At 62.2% G+C, this 13,185-nt stretch carries 11 protein-coding genes; 1 reads left to right on the forward strand and 10 read right to left on the reverse strand.

All coding sequences use genetic code 11. From position 1 onward, the window contains the following. Nucleotides 1-49: 49 nt before the first annotated feature. The 9 genes from IP90_RS10400 to IP90_RS10440 form a co-directional block, all read right to left on the reverse strand. Nucleotides 50-3,454, reverse strand: a complete 3,405-nt coding sequence (locus IP90_RS10400; protein ID WP_144899556.1) for a glycosyltransferase family protein — start codon at nucleotides 3,452-3,454, stop codon at nucleotides 50-52. 167 nt (nucleotides 3,455-3,621) lie between these two features. After that, nucleotides 3,622-4,929, reverse strand: a complete 1,308-nt coding sequence (locus tag IP90_RS10405; protein ID WP_144899557.1) for a glycosyltransferase — start codon at nucleotides 4,927-4,929, stop codon at nucleotides 3,622-3,624. Nucleotides 4,930-4,939: 10 nt separating this feature from the next. After that, complete coding sequence (locus IP90_RS10410) at nucleotides 4,940-5,722, reverse strand: ABC transporter ATP-binding protein (RefSeq protein WP_144899558.1); 783 nt, start codon at nucleotides 5,720-5,722, stop codon at nucleotides 4,940-4,942. Next, nucleotides 5,719-6,507, reverse strand: a complete 789-nt coding sequence (locus IP90_RS10415; protein ID WP_144899559.1) for an ABC transporter permease — start codon at nucleotides 6,505-6,507, stop codon at nucleotides 5,719-5,721. The genes IP90_RS10410 and IP90_RS10415 overlap by 4 nt, the downstream gene beginning before the upstream one ends. Continuing rightward, nucleotides 6,504-7,688: a cystathionine gamma-synthase gene (locus IP90_RS10420; RefSeq protein WP_144899560.1), complete on the reverse strand. Its 1,185-nt coding sequence runs from the start codon at nucleotides 7,686-7,688 to the stop codon at nucleotides 6,504-6,506. Before IP90_RS10420 ends, IP90_RS10415 begins: the two co-directional genes overlap by 4 nt. Before the next feature lie 59 nt (nucleotides 7,689-7,747). After that, nucleotides 7,748-9,118, reverse strand: a complete 1,371-nt coding sequence (locus IP90_RS10425; protein WP_144899561.1) for a pyridoxal-phosphate dependent enzyme — start codon at nucleotides 9,116-9,118, stop codon at nucleotides 7,748-7,750. Between the two features lie 213 nt (nucleotides 9,119-9,331). Next, nucleotides 9,332-9,550: an HP1242/YdcH family protein gene (locus tag IP90_RS10430; RefSeq protein ID WP_144899674.1), complete on the reverse strand. Its 219-nt coding sequence runs from the start codon at nucleotides 9,548-9,550 to the stop codon at nucleotides 9,332-9,334. Between the two features lie 478 nt (nucleotides 9,551-10,028). Beyond that, entirely contained in the window at nucleotides 10,029-10,643 is a 615-nt protein-coding gene (locus tag IP90_RS10435) for a hypothetical protein (RefSeq protein WP_144899562.1), read from the reverse strand. Then, complete coding sequence (locus IP90_RS10440; RefSeq protein WP_144899563.1) at nucleotides 10,640-11,029, reverse strand: DUF4398 domain-containing protein; 390 nt, start codon at nucleotides 11,027-11,029, stop codon at nucleotides 10,640-10,642. Before IP90_RS10440 ends, IP90_RS10435 begins: the two co-directional genes overlap by 4 nt. Nucleotides 11,030-11,135: 106 nt before the next feature. Between IP90_RS10440 and IP90_RS10445 the strand changes: the two genes are divergently transcribed. Beyond that, a complete protein-coding gene (locus IP90_RS10445) occupies nucleotides 11,136-12,275 on the forward strand; it encodes a PilT/PilU family type 4a pilus ATPase (protein WP_144899564.1) in 1,140 nt (379 codons plus the stop codon). A 166-nt stretch (nucleotides 12,276-12,441) separates the two neighbouring features. Here IP90_RS10445 and maiA read toward each other — a convergent pair whose 3' ends face one another. After that, nucleotides 12,442-13,104: a maleylacetoacetate isomerase gene (gene maiA / locus IP90_RS10450; RefSeq protein WP_144899565.1), complete on the reverse strand. Its 663-nt coding sequence runs from the start codon at nucleotides 13,102-13,104 to the stop codon at nucleotides 12,442-12,444. Between the last annotated feature and the right edge of the window lie 81 nt (nucleotides 13,105-13,185).

The following is a 13,185-nucleotide window of genomic DNA, read 5'->3' on the forward strand; positions in this document are numbered from 1 at the left end:
AAATCTTCAAAGGAGTGGGCTCTGTAGGTTGTCGAGAGAGCAGGACTGGTTATTTTCGGCGAATCGGAAGAGCGGATGCGTCTTGCACGGAGTGCGGCGACAGGAGCGCCAATTCTTGATCGATGATCCGTTCCAGACCCCTTTGCTTTCTCACCCTGTCGGAGGCAGCCTTCGACATGGACAGGAACTGCGCCTCGTTCTCGACCAGCTTTAGTATCGCGGCCGCCAGCGCGGCTGCATCCTCCGGGGCGACGAGAATGCCGCATTCGTGGTCGACGAACTCGGGCACGGCCGATACCGCATTGGTCACCGGCACCAAGCCTGTGGACATGGCTTCGTCCCGGGTGACGCCCTGAGTATCACTGCGAGTCGGCGTCAGGAATATGCCATTTTCCCTGAAAATTTCCGCCATTTCGGCCTGGCTGAGTTGGCGGCGCTCCAGTCTTACGTTGGAATAGGTACGCAGATCGGCGAAATTGCTATCGAACAACTTGCCGTCTCCGATCAGGCGGAAGCGCATTCTCGGGAAGAGTGGATGCGCGGACAGCAGACGCACCGCTTCCGCAGTCAAATCGTTGGCGTAACCCCTGGACTCGTGCGAACGCACCGACAGGATGTTCCACCGCAGGTCCACCGACCGCTCTTCGAATCGGAACAACGCGGTATCGACGGGGTTATGGATCACGCTCCATCGGTCGTCGGCCAGTCTCATGCCCAAGTCGGTCCAGCATTCTTCTGCGAATGTCCGTGACACGAACACCAACCGCAAAGACGCCGGCGGATCCGACAGCAATTTCCGCCAAAAGGACATGCGGCGTTCGCTGCTGTTGCGTGCGTCGGCTTTCTCCTCATCCGTCGTGTAATTGAACGGTCTTCGCGTCCACGGTTGGATCTCTGCACCGTGAACCCAAACCACGGTAGGCGTTCTTCCTGCAACGTCTTTAATCGATCGCCAGATCGACTCATCGAGAAAATGCACGGCGATCGCATCATGCTTTGAGATCGCCAATGTGGCTTGCAACGCTTCCGGCGAACACACCATCACCGGAACACCTTCGAATTCGTAGCTTCGCTGCTGTTCACCGGCCGCCACCCTGATCACATCTACGGGAATGCCGCGGCGACGGTATTCAAGCACCCGGCGGTGAACGAAGGCGTTGCGGTAGAAGCGATCGCCCTCCGGATAGATGTTGCTCACCAACAATAGCCTGCCATTGCCGGGCAGGAATACAGGCTGCGCGGGCTGCGACTTCAACCACAGGCCGTCGATGTGCCGCACCAATTCGCCGCGCACTTTGAGCTTCAGACGATAAGCGCAAGCCTCTTCCGGCGGCTCGATGCGCGTGGTCACGCCTGCAGGCAGTTCGAAGCTGACCAAGGAGTCGCCGCGCGCTCCCAAGGCTTGAATCTCGCAGCGCCAACCCCGGTCCGCTGGCGCGTCCAGTTGAACAACGAGCGCACCATCCCTTTCCAGGCGAGAACGCGGAAACGGGACCGACAGGCATTCGCCGCCCATGCCGTTGGCCGCGGTGGAACAAAGTTCCAAACGGTGACGGCGTGCGGCTACGGAAATACCCGGGGGCACGTCCACAAATAAGCTTGAGAGCTCCGCGCCATCGATCCATTCGTTGCCAGTGACAGGCCATGCTGGAAGATCGGGCAACTCAGCGGCGAACCGATACATGTCCTCGATATCCACGCCCGCATCCAGAAGCTGCGCCGCCTCGGCTTCAATGCCAGCCTCATTCCCGTTCTCGATGTACGAAAACGAATCCAGGGAGTCCATGTCCGGCGCATGCAGCGCGCCGTCCGAGACGGAATCCAACAACGACGCCAGGCTTCCGTGCCAAGCTTCAGCGCGTAGTATCGATCGGCGAAGTGCAAGCGAGGTCACTTTGCGGAACTCTTGATCGCCATCGGTCATTCGCACCCCTCGGCCATCAACCGCCAGGAACGCACCCTTTCCAATCGCTTCGCCCGAACAATAAAGACGCCCGAGTTTCAGATCTTGCAGGTAGCTTGCGCCGTAGTAGTCGTCAGGATGAAAGGCGGCGATCCAGGCAGATCCGAAGGTTTCTTCAGGCCGTTTTTGTAGCGCTTCGTCGTTCAGCACCGACACGCCGGATGGCAGCGCGCTGTGCAGATTATGAGGAAGGCGCAGGTAGAGCGATATGCCTCTTGCGGTCTGGCGTTCGTAGGCGCGCAGGACGCTCGCCAGACACGTCTCATTATCCGCGCTCGCGATCCCCACTACCGAGCCATCTCCGTCATCCATGTCGCCCGTTAACGCGCAGCGCACGATATGCTTCAAACGGTGCCTATAAGTGTGCTGTTCGAGCACCTTTCGCAAGGCAAGAGACCTGCGCGAGCGTACCAGCAAGGCATCGGGCGTTTCGTGCTCCGCGTAGGCCCGGTGGAACACGTTCTCTACATCGTCGCTGGCAACAGCGAGCTCCCCCAGCATGTTTTTCTGTCCGCGCGAATAATTGCCATACACGGAGGTGCCTGAACCGATCAGCTCGAACACGCGCCGGGCGAACATCGTAGGCGAATCCTTGACGGTATTCAGATTGAGGCCAAACCGATACCGGCGATAGAGATCTGGCGTATCGCGATATGGAACCGATCCACGAACCATCCCCTGATACCGGGCTGGAAAGCCGCCGCGGCCTTCTTGGTTGTCATAGTTACGATCGTAGATGTCAACGCCAGCAATCAAATCGAATACGCCGGCCAGGGAAGCGAAATCGCCGGAACGTTCCGGCATCCTGTCGTACCACGCACCGGCGAAGAAAGCCTTGTTTTCGCGTTCCGCACGACACACCGGGCTGTAGGCGCGTGGCTGTAGTGCGAACGGCAGCAACTGCACCCGCGAATGGCCGAGTTCGCGCCGGTACCTGGTGACCGAATCGGCGTCGGTGGTGAAAACCCAGTCGAACAGGCGTGCAGTTTCGATGAAGGCTTCGAAATGCAGCGGATCTTCCTTGTTCCAGAACACCGTTGCGATGCCGGCCTTCCGGCACGATGCGACCAGCGCACTCAGCGTCGGTGCCCGGCCTGCGATCATGCCGCGCCATGTGCCGTCGCGGCCTAACCAAGCTGATTCAATGAGGAGCAGATGCGGACGAAAAGCGCGTATCTGCTCCTCCCACGTTGCCGGGAGGAGCATCTGCAGGTCGCATTCGGGTGAAAAGCTCGCTTCGGAAAACGGGTCCAGAATCGCGGCCACCTTGAGATCCCGGATCTTTCCCGGCAATGGCGCCCCGGGGGGCAGATCCATGAGCTTGGCGTTCTCGATCCGTGTGTCAAAGGAGTCTGACCGAACCACCGGCGTTGGGCCATCCGACAGCGAGGCGCGATCCATCGATCGACCACGCCACAGTTCATAGATCCGCCGCGGCGCCTTGTACGCTTGGAGCGGGAAACGTAGGGTCTGGACGAGGATTTCGCCCAACCTGAATGTCGTACTCGCACGAAGGTCGCTCAACTGCGACGCCGCTTCGGCACGAGCGCTGTTCGCGGCCGCGATGTGGATAGCGCGATCGCGCTCCAATGTCCGAACTCGCGCTTCGGCCTTCACTAGCCTCAACAGCAGCTCAAATTCAGGGCCCCTTGGCGGGTTCACCCGAACCGCCTTGCGTCCACCGGGGCCAACAAGGCCTGATCGGTCAATTGCGCGGCAAGTGCTTTCCAGGAGTAGGTCGTGACATCAAAACTGCGTTCGCACGGTCCCCGTGCGATTCCGACTGGCCCGGATTTTGCCTGCGCCAGTAAGGTCAAACGCTCCCGCAACTGCGGGTACGCATTTTCGACGCACCATCCCGCTCCGCTCGATACCAACAGCCGCGCGGCATCGTCGCTCCGAGTTCCGCCGATGTGCAGGATTGGAACACCGGACCCCAGGTACTCATAGACTTTTCCTGGGACCTGGACGGGATCATCATTGGCTATGTTGATCAACAGATCACAGCGACGCTGGAGCTCAAGCACGGACCGGTGCGGAACGAAACCGAGAAGGCGGATTTTGCCTGGGTGGGCCGTCGCCGCATCGCGAACCTCGTCCGGTAGCGTATGCGAAGCGATATTGAGGCGTATACCGACGCTATCGCGAACTGCAGCAAGCAGGTGTGCCGGATTACGAAAATGATAAAAGCTGCCGGTATACAGAAGTTCCACCAAACCTTTATCTAGATCCACATCGATCCTGTCCTCGACATTGGCCTCGAAGGATTGGTCATAGCCCTGCGGCAAAACAATCAACTCGCCACTAGGAATTCCATGACGCTCCTGCAATAGGCGCGCGACAGGTGAATTCGTCACGGTGATCGCATCGGCGTGGCGGCACACTTGCGCTTCGAGCTTTCGAGCGCGGGAACGCCAACGAAAGGGAGTGTAAGGCGCGAGGATGGGATCGCCGAGATCGGCGACCCAGCGAAAGCCTTTGGCCTTGGCGCGCAGTCCGAGTGGAATCGAATTCGCCGGTTCATGTGAAGTCACAACCACATCGGGAACAAGCCTACGCAGAAGTTCGTCAAGGGATTTGCGCGCCCAAGGCAGCCATTCGGCGCGCACGTCCGGAAACATGAGGAACGCGAGCAAGGTCTTGAAGCGCTCAACCCACCTGCCTTTCCAATTCAATCCCATGGTTCTATCCGGATCGGAATGCGCCGCAGATGTCGTCGACTGCGCACTCATTTTCGACCTAGAACGACTGGACAGGAATGCCATGAATGGACCCGGATAGACGCGATGGACGCTTATGCTGTCGGGCAGTTCCGGCAAGCCGCCTGGTCCGTAACCGGCGACATCGGGCGCCAGCACATGGACTTCATGTCCCGCTAGCACCAATTCCCTGGACAGATATGCCCATCTTATGGCCTGTGGGGAGGGTGTAGGAGGAAAATCGTAGGCCACGATCAGGATACGCATCCTCGAACTCTCAGGTGTTCTTCTCGGTGACAGCAGGCGCACTCACCAGCGACTTGTACTCTTTGAGTGCATCGGTGGTATCCCCGAAGAAAACTACTCGGCCAGCGTCCATCAGAAGCCCCTTATTGCAGACGTTCTTTATCAGGGCGACGTTATGGCTGGCCAACAAGACAATCTTGGCGCCATCCACTCTTCCCTGCATGCGTTTCTTGGCCTTAGTGATGAATGCCGCATCGCCCGTGCCTATCCATTCGTCCATGATCATGATGTCGTGCTGGGCCGCGGTAGCAATCGAAAAACCAAGGCGCATGCGCTGGCCTGACGACAAAGTTTTCAACCGGTGATTCGCTTTGTCTTCGATCTCCGCGAATTCCAGGACGGGTAAAACAATTTCGCGTATTTCGGCAGCGCGCAAGCCCATAGCCGTGCCACGCAGGAAGATGTTCTCGCGCACGGTCGCTTCGCCGCTAAAACCAAGCGAAATGTTCAGCAATGCCTGCATGCTGCCGTGTGCTTCGATGCGACCTTGTGTCGGCTGATAAGCCCCCGTGAGGACCCGCAGCAGCGTCGACTTGCCGACGCCATTGCGGCCAATGATGCCTATTCTGTCGCCGTCCTGCGCATTGAAGCTGATGTCGCTCAAGATGGTCCGGAACTCGCGGCGCGGACGGTCGAATGCGGCACCGGCCAGCATCGAAAACCAGGTGTGGGCCGATCTTTCGCTCTGCAGGTAAAGAGGAAGCTCCAGCGATACGCCATGGGCCGACAGGCTAACCGTAGAATTCATCGTCATACCCAAATCGGCACGAAACGCGCGTAACGTCGGTAGAGGTAGCCAGCCACTATCCAACCCAATACGGACATGATGCCCAGATAAGCCAGCGTGCCCGCTTCCACCGCTTCCCCGAGCAAAGGTGCGCGTACCAGTTCAACCATATGGAACAGTGGATTGACCCGCATCACCGCACCGCGGATGCTGCCCGGAGGGGTATGCGATGCATACCAGATGATAGGCGTGAACACGAATGCAAAAAGAAAGAGGCTCCCCGTCAACTCCTTGATATCAGGGAACCTCGCGCCCAGCAACGCGACTACCATGCCGATCCATACCGTGTTCCACAGTATTAACAGGAAAGACGGGATGAACAACACCAGCCCTATCGGCTGCAGAATGGGCGACAGCGCCAGCGCCACTACCACTATCGGCAACGCGGCCGCGGAATAGAAAAGCGCCTTCGCCAGTGTGCGCAGCACGAAGTCGGTAAGCCTCACTCGGCCGTCGAGTATGAAACCGGCGTGTCCGGACAGGACACCCGATGATTCGGTAATGATGTTGGTGAGCAGCCGGAATATCAGGTAGCCCACCCCCAGATGCGGCATGAACACGAGCGGGTCCTTCCCATACACGCCCGCAAACAGGTAACCGATACCGCCCACGTACAGCAGTGGCGGCAGGAGCAGCCAAACCAAGCCCAGTCTTGAGCGACGGTATTTGGTAACGATATCCAGCCAACTCGAATACGCCCAAAATTCGGGTTCACGCAAGCTGGCCAGCAAATCCCTCTCGAACGATCTCAACCCAGCGCCTCCTGCAACGAAGCCGTGAGATCGCGAAGGTCTTCTATACCCACGCTCAGCCGTACCATGCTGTCCGTTATGCCCAGTTTCGTGCGGCGTTCGGCCGGGATGGACGCATGCGTCATCACCGCCGGATGATTGATCAGGCTTTCCACACCGCCCAAGGATTCGGCAAGGGTAAACAGCTGCGTACGCTCGCACAGCCGCTTCGCGGCTTCGAAACCGCCCTTCAAGGTGATCGAGATGATGCCGCCAAAACCGTCCATCTGGCGTTTTGCCAATGCATGCTGCGGATGAGATGCCAAACCAGGATAGATCACGCTATCGATCGCCGGATGCGTCTCCAACCACTCCGCCAGCGCCTGCGCGTTCTCGCAATGCGCCTTCATGCGCAGGTGCAGCGTCTTCAGGCCGCGCAGGGCGAGGAAGCTGTCGAACGGGCCCTGCACGGCGCCGATGGAGTTCTGCAGGAATGCCATTTGCTCGGCCAGTTCGGCGTTATCGCCGACCACGGCGATACCGCCGACCATGTCCGAGTGGCCGTTGAGGTATTTGGTGGCCGAATGCACGACCATGTCGGCGCCGTGCTCGAGCGGGCGTTGCAGGATCGGCGAGGCGAAGGTGTTGTCGACCACCATCAGGATGCCGCGGTTGCGGGCGATCGCCGAGATCGCGGCGAGGTCGACGATCTTCAGCATCGGGTTGGTCGGGGTCTCGACCCAGACCATGCGCGTGTCCGGGCGGATCGCGGCTTCGAAGGCGGCGACATCGGTCAGGTCGACGAAGCTGAAGTCCAGCCCCGCGGTGCGTCGGCGCACGCGTTCGAACAAGCGGTAGCTGCCGCCGTAAAGATCGTCCATCGCGATCACGTGCGAGCCACTGTCGAGCAGCTCCAGCACAGTGGAGGTCGCCGCCATGCCGGACGCAAAGGCGAAGCCGCGGCTGCCACCTTCCAGTGCCGCCACGCAGCGCTCATAGGCGAAGCGGGTGGGATTGTGGGTGCGCGAGTACTCGAAGCCCTGGTGCACGCCCGGACTGGCTTGGGCATAGGTGCTGGTGGCGTAGATCGGGGGCATCACCGCGCCAGTACTGGGGTCCGGGGCCTGGCCGCCATGGATCGCCAGCGTGCCCAGACCCGGCCGGGAAGCGCCCGGGGTGGCGTCGCCGCTATGTTCGTTCACGTTTGTCTATCCCAAAAACACTGCGGCCGATTCTATCATCCGGCCGCCCTCGCCCCGCCTTACTGCACCCGCCGCCGCAGATAGTTGAGCAGGTCGATGCGGGTGATCAGGCCAAGGAAATGGGTGCCGTCCATCACGATGGCGACCTGACCGGCGTCGAACACCGGCAGCAGCGATTCGATCGGCGACTTGACGTCGAGCTTGTTCAGCTTGGACACCATCGCGGTCGACACCGGATCGCGGAACCGGGCCTCGTCGCCATACACGTGCAGTAGCACATCGCTCTCGTCCACGATGCCGACCAGGGCGTCGCCCTCCATCACCGGCAGCTGCGAGACGTCGTACAGCTTCATGCGCTGGTAGGCGGTCACCAGCAGGTCGTTGGCGCCGACCACCACGGTGTCGCGCTGCGAGTACGGGCGCAGGATCAGGTCGCGCAGGTCGCCGGTCGGCTGGCGCTCGAGGAAGCCGTTGTCGAGCATCCAGAAATCGTTGTACATCTTGGACAGGTATTTGTTGCCGGTGTCGCAGACGAACACCAGCACGCGCTTGGATTCGGTCTGTTCGCGGCAGTATTTCAGCGCCGCGGCCAGCAGCGTGCCCGTCGAGGAACCGCCGAGGATGCCCTCCTTGGCCAGCAGCTCGCGCGCGGTCAGGAAGCTTTCCTTGTCGCTGATCGCATAGGCTTTCCTGACGCGGCTGAAGTCGGAAATGGACGGCAGGAAATCCTCGCCGATGCCTTCCACCATCCAGCTGGCGGACTTGTCGCTGAGCGTGCCTTCGTTGATGTACTCGGCCAGGATCGAGCCGACCGGGTCGGCCAGGATCAGCTCGGTGTGCGGCGAGTGCTTGGCGAAGCAGCGCGACAACCCGCTCATCGTGCCGGAGCTGCCGCAGCCGAACACGATCGCGTCGAGGTCGCCGTCCATCTGCCGCAGGATTTCCGGACCGGTGCCGAATTCGTGCGCGGCCGGGTTGTCGGGATTGCCGAACTGGTTGATGAAGTAGGCGCCGGGCGTCTCGCGGGCAATGCGTTCGGCCAGGTCCTGGTAGTAGTCGGGATGGCCCTTGGCCACGTCCGAACGGGTCAGCACCACTTCCGCCCCCATCGCCTTGAGGTTGAAGATCTTTTCGCGGCTCATCTTGTCCGGCACCACCAGCACCAGCTTGTAGCCCTTCTGCTGCGCCACCAGCGCCAGGCCGATGCCGGTGTTGCCGGCGGTGCCTTCGACCAGCGTGTCGCCGGGCCTGATGTCGCCGCGGCGCTCGGCCGCCTCGATCATGCTCATGCCGATGCGGTCCTTGATCGAACCGCCGGGGTTGGCGCTTTCCAGCTTGAAGAACAGTTCGCAGACGCCGGTGTCGAGGTGCTGCGCCTTGACGATTGGCGTCTCGCCGATCAGTTCCAGGACGGAGGAATGGGTGCTCATGCGGAGATTCGGACCGGCGCCTGTGCTGCGGAACCGGGATTATCCGCTGGATGACGATGCGTTTGTGCGCTCGAGATGGCGACTGCTCCGGCATCCACCGGGAAAATGTGCAGCGACTCGACCCTACTGGACCCGGCGGCGGGTCACGGCGCCTTGTGTGGCGCGGGCGGCGACGGCCGACGAGGAGGCCGTCGCCGCCCGTGCGGTTGAACGTCAGTGGTGCTGGCTTTCGTACAGACGCGTGAGGCGATCCTTGGCCGCGAGTTTTTCGCGCTTCATCTGCGCAAGCGTGGTGTCGTCGACCGGCAGCACACCCAGTTCCGCGTCGAGCACCTGCTTGTCGAGGTCTTTGTGACGGTGATAAAGCTGCCGGAATTCCGGGCTGGCTTTGATCATGGCGTCGATCTCGTTCTGCGATTGCCCTTCGAACATGGAGGCCTCCTTTGGACTCGATTGAACCCGGCCGTGGGCAGGCCCGGGCCCAACGCCTGCCGCGCTGGTTCCGGTCCGTGACGGCAGTCGGGCGGTGGTGCAAGGATCCGCATACAGCAACGCCCCGGCCGGTGCGGCACGAGGCGTGGTGGGGAAGCGGATCGATCGGACCTGACATGACGGGCGCATCCCGAACGGGGCGCCCGCGACCACCTGGCTAACGGTGGCGGGCTCCTGCGAATCGGGGGCGTGGGTCATCGGTCTGGCTCTGCCGGATGGTGGAGGCCATCCGGTGTCTCCGACCCTACTCCTCCGTTTTCGGGGCTTCAAGCCTGTGGCGCAAGTGCTTGATCCGACAGGGCTGGAAACGATTCCAAGCTGAACCGCGACAATCGCTGGAAAGCCCACCAATCCGTACGGATGTCTTGCAACCATTTGATTTTATTTGATTTTTCGCTGCGCGAACGGCGCCAACGAATCAGGGCTTGCTGCTCTTGGACTCAGGCTTGTCGACATTGCCGCCGGCGGACATCAGCTCGGCTTCGCGGCGGGCCAGCTCCGCCTGCCGTTTGCGGGCGGCGCGCAGTTTGGCCGCCTGTGCGCCAGCGACGTCGTTCAACACGCCTTCGGCCTGTTGGCGGGCCGCGGCTTCCTGCTCGGCGGCCAGGCGCAGGTGCTCGGCCTCCTCGGCGTGGATCTGGGTCTGGATGCGCAGGTGCTCGGCCTCGCGCCTCGCGCGCTCCGCTTCGCGACGGCTGGCTTCGACCAGCATCTCGCTGCGTTCGCGCTCGAGGCGATCCACCTCGCGCCGGCCCTGTTCGATGCGCGCCGCGATCTCCGCGGTTTCGACGCGGCGATCGGCCACATAGAGCGCATTGGCGCGATCGCGACTGCGCGCGGTCGCCACGCGCTCGATCGCCTGTCGTGCCTGCAGGCGCTCGTACGACGCCATGCCGGCCAGACTCAGGTTGTCGTCGAGTTGCTGCAGGCGCTGGTTGAGGCGCGCGACATCGGCGTCGTCATCGGCGGCGCGCGCGGTACCGGCAACCGCCAGCAAGGCGGCGAAGGCGATCATCAACAGCGGACGGATCATGGCTGGTCTCCCGTCTGCAACCGGCTTTGCAGGTCGGCGATCTCGGCGCGACGCTGTGCAAGCTCGGTGTTCTGCGTGGCTTCCTGGCTGCGCGCATGGGCCAGGTCGGCATCGGCGGCAGCGGACAAGGCGAAGCGACGCGCCTCGTCGTCGTCGCCGCGCGCCATCGCGGCCTGTGCGCGGCTGAGTTCGGAACGTGCCGTGGCGATCAGATCAGGGGCGTGCTGGTCGGCATCCGCCTGGCCGGCGCGTGTCACGGCCTGCTGCGCCGACTGCAGTTCGGAAGTGGGCGGCGGCAGGCTGGCACAGGCCGCCAATGCGCACCCGATCACGGTTGCGGCGGCGGCAGCACGGATTCGGCGGAGATGTGCGAAGCTAATCGGCATGGGCGGTCCGGCGCATGAGGGGTGATGCCGGACCATTGTCTGCAGCCTGCGACGCGCATGCAAATGCCGGGCGCCGGGGCATCACGGTTCGAATGGGGATTCGCGCATGGACATCGGCTATTTCCTGAAGCTGATGACGGAAAAGAACGCGTCGGACATGTTCCTGACCACGGGTGCGCCGATCTACATCAAGATCGAGGGCAAGCTGTATCCGCTCGGCAACAGCGGCCTGCCGGCCGGCATGGTCAAGAAGATCGCCTATTCGCTGATGGACGAGGGCCAGATCGCCAGCTTCGAGCGCGACCTGGAACTGAACATGGCGCTGGCGCTGCAGGATTCAGGCCGCTTCCGCGTCAACGTGTTCAAGCAGCGCGGCGAACTGGGCATGGTGATCCGCTCGATCCGCAGCGTGATCCCGAGCATCGAGGAACTGCAGCTGCCGCAGGTGCTCAAGGACATCATCATGGCGCCGCGCGGACTGGTGCTGATCGTCGGCTCGACCGGATCGGGCAAGTCGACCACGCTGGCCTCGATGATCGATTACCGCAACAGCAATACCTCCGGCCACATCCTCACCATCGAGGATCCGATCGAGTACCTGCACCGGCACAAGAAGTCGATCGTCAACCAGCGCGAAGTCGGCCTGGACACGCACGGCTTCCACAACGCGCTGAAGAACGCGATGCGCGAGGCGCCGGACGTAATCCTGATCGGCGAGATCCTGGATGCAACCACGATGGAGGCGGCGATCGCCTTCGCCGAAACCGGCCACATCTGCCTGGCCACGCTGCATTCCAACAATGCCGACCAGACGCTGGAACGCATCCTCAACTTCTTCCCGGAAAGCGCGCACAAGAACATCCTGATGAACCTGGCGCTGAACCTGAAGGCGGTGGTGTCGCAGCGTCTGGTGACCGGCGTCGACGGCCTGCGCCTGCCGGCGGCGGAAGTGTTGATCAACACGCCGATGATCCGCGACCTGATGCGCCGCGGCCAAGTGCACGAACTCAAGCAGGCGATGGAGGAATCGCTGGAGGAAGGCATGGAAACCTTCGACCAGTGCCTGTACCGCATGTACAAGGAAGGCAAGATCGAAATGGAGGAAGCGCTGCGCGCAGCGGATTCGCGCGACGGCCTCAACCTCAAGTTCCGGCTGTCCGAGGGCAGCACGGAAGCGCACGATCCCTACGCCGAGGTGTTCAACACAGCCGGTGCCGGTGGCTCGGCCGGCGGTTACGAGCACTGAAACACGGATTCCCCTGCGCGCAGGGGACCTGCTGTTCCTCTGCGGCGATCACGAAGCCGAAGCAGATTCCGGTCGGCGTTCGGCATGACAACACCGTGGCCCGGGCAGGCGAAGCGCACCTGGCTACGTCGCGATCGGTTCCCCTGGGCGCGCTTCGCTTGCCCGGCTACGTCGCCGGGGCGTCGGGCTGCCGCTCGGGGCGTGCTGCATCGAACGCCGGCAGGTCCAGGCAGGCCTGCTCGATGCGCACGATATTGGGGAATGCCGCCAGGTCGACGCCGAAACGCCGCGCGTTGTAGATCTGGGGTACCAGGCAGCAGTCGGCCAAGGTCGGCAGGTTGCCGTCGCAGAACGTGCCGGTCGACGGATGGTCCACCAGCATCGCCTCGAACGCGGTGAAGCCGTCGACGATCCAGTGCCGCGTCCACTCGTCGCGTTCGGACTGCGGCACGTGCCAGGTGTGGTCGAAGTAGCGCATCACCCGCAGGTTGTTGAGCGGGTGTACGTCGCAGGCGATCAGCTGCGCCAGTGCGCGCACGCGCTGGCGTTCGCGCGCCGTCGCCGGCAGCAGCGCCGGCGTCGGCCATATTTCGTCGATGTATTCCAGGATCGCCAGCGACTGCCGGAACACGCGTTGCCCATGCTGCAGCACTGGCACCAGTCCCTGCGGATTGGCTTGCCGATAGCTTTCGCTGTGCTGTTCGCCGCCGTCGCGCAACAGGTGCACCGGTGCGATCTCGTAGGCCAGGCCCTTGAGGTTGAGCCCGATGCGCACGCGATACGCCGCGCTGGAACGCCAGTACGAATAAAGCCGCAGTTCCTCACCCATCGACCGTCCCCCTGACCGTCCCCGCTCGCCGCGGCCCGCGCACGATAGCCGTTCGCACCGGCCGCGGGGCGACCGCCGGTC

The organism is Luteimonas cucumeris (genome assembly GCF_007830035.1).
GTDB lineage: Bacteria > Pseudomonadota > Gammaproteobacteria > Xanthomonadales > Xanthomonadaceae > Luteimonas_C > Luteimonas_C cucumeris.

Excerpts from the sequence above, each read along its gene's own strand:
- IP90_RS10405 (WP_144899557.1), bottom strand. The coding sequence starts at position 4,929 with ATGCGTATCCTGATCGTGGCCTACGATTTTCCTCCTACACCCTCCCCA.
- IP90_RS10410 (WP_144899558.1), bottom strand. The coding sequence starts at position 5,722 with ATGACGATGAATTCTACGGTTAGCCTGTCGGCCCATGGCGTATCGCTG.
- IP90_RS10425 (WP_144899561.1), bottom strand. The coding sequence starts at position 9,118 with ATGAGCACCCATTCCTCCGTCCTGGAACTGATCGGCGAGACGCCAATC.
- IP90_RS10430 (WP_144899674.1), bottom strand. The coding sequence starts at position 9,550 with ATGTTCGAAGGGCAATCGCAGAACGAGATCGACGCCATGATCAAAGCC.
- IP90_RS10435 (WP_144899562.1), bottom strand. The coding sequence starts at position 10,643 with ATGATCCGTCCGCTGTTGATGATCGCCTTCGCCGCCTTGCTGGCGGTT.
- IP90_RS10440 (WP_144899563.1), bottom strand. The coding sequence starts at position 11,029 with ATGCCGATTAGCTTCGCACATCTCCGCCGAATCCGTGCTGCCGCCGCC.
- IP90_RS10445 (WP_144899564.1), top strand. The coding sequence starts at position 11,136 with ATGGACATCGGCTATTTCCTGAAGCTGATGACGGAAAAGAACGCGTCG.
- maiA (WP_144899565.1), bottom strand. The coding sequence starts at position 13,104 with ATGGGTGAGGAACTGCGGCTTTATTCGTACTGGCGTTCCAGCGCGGCG.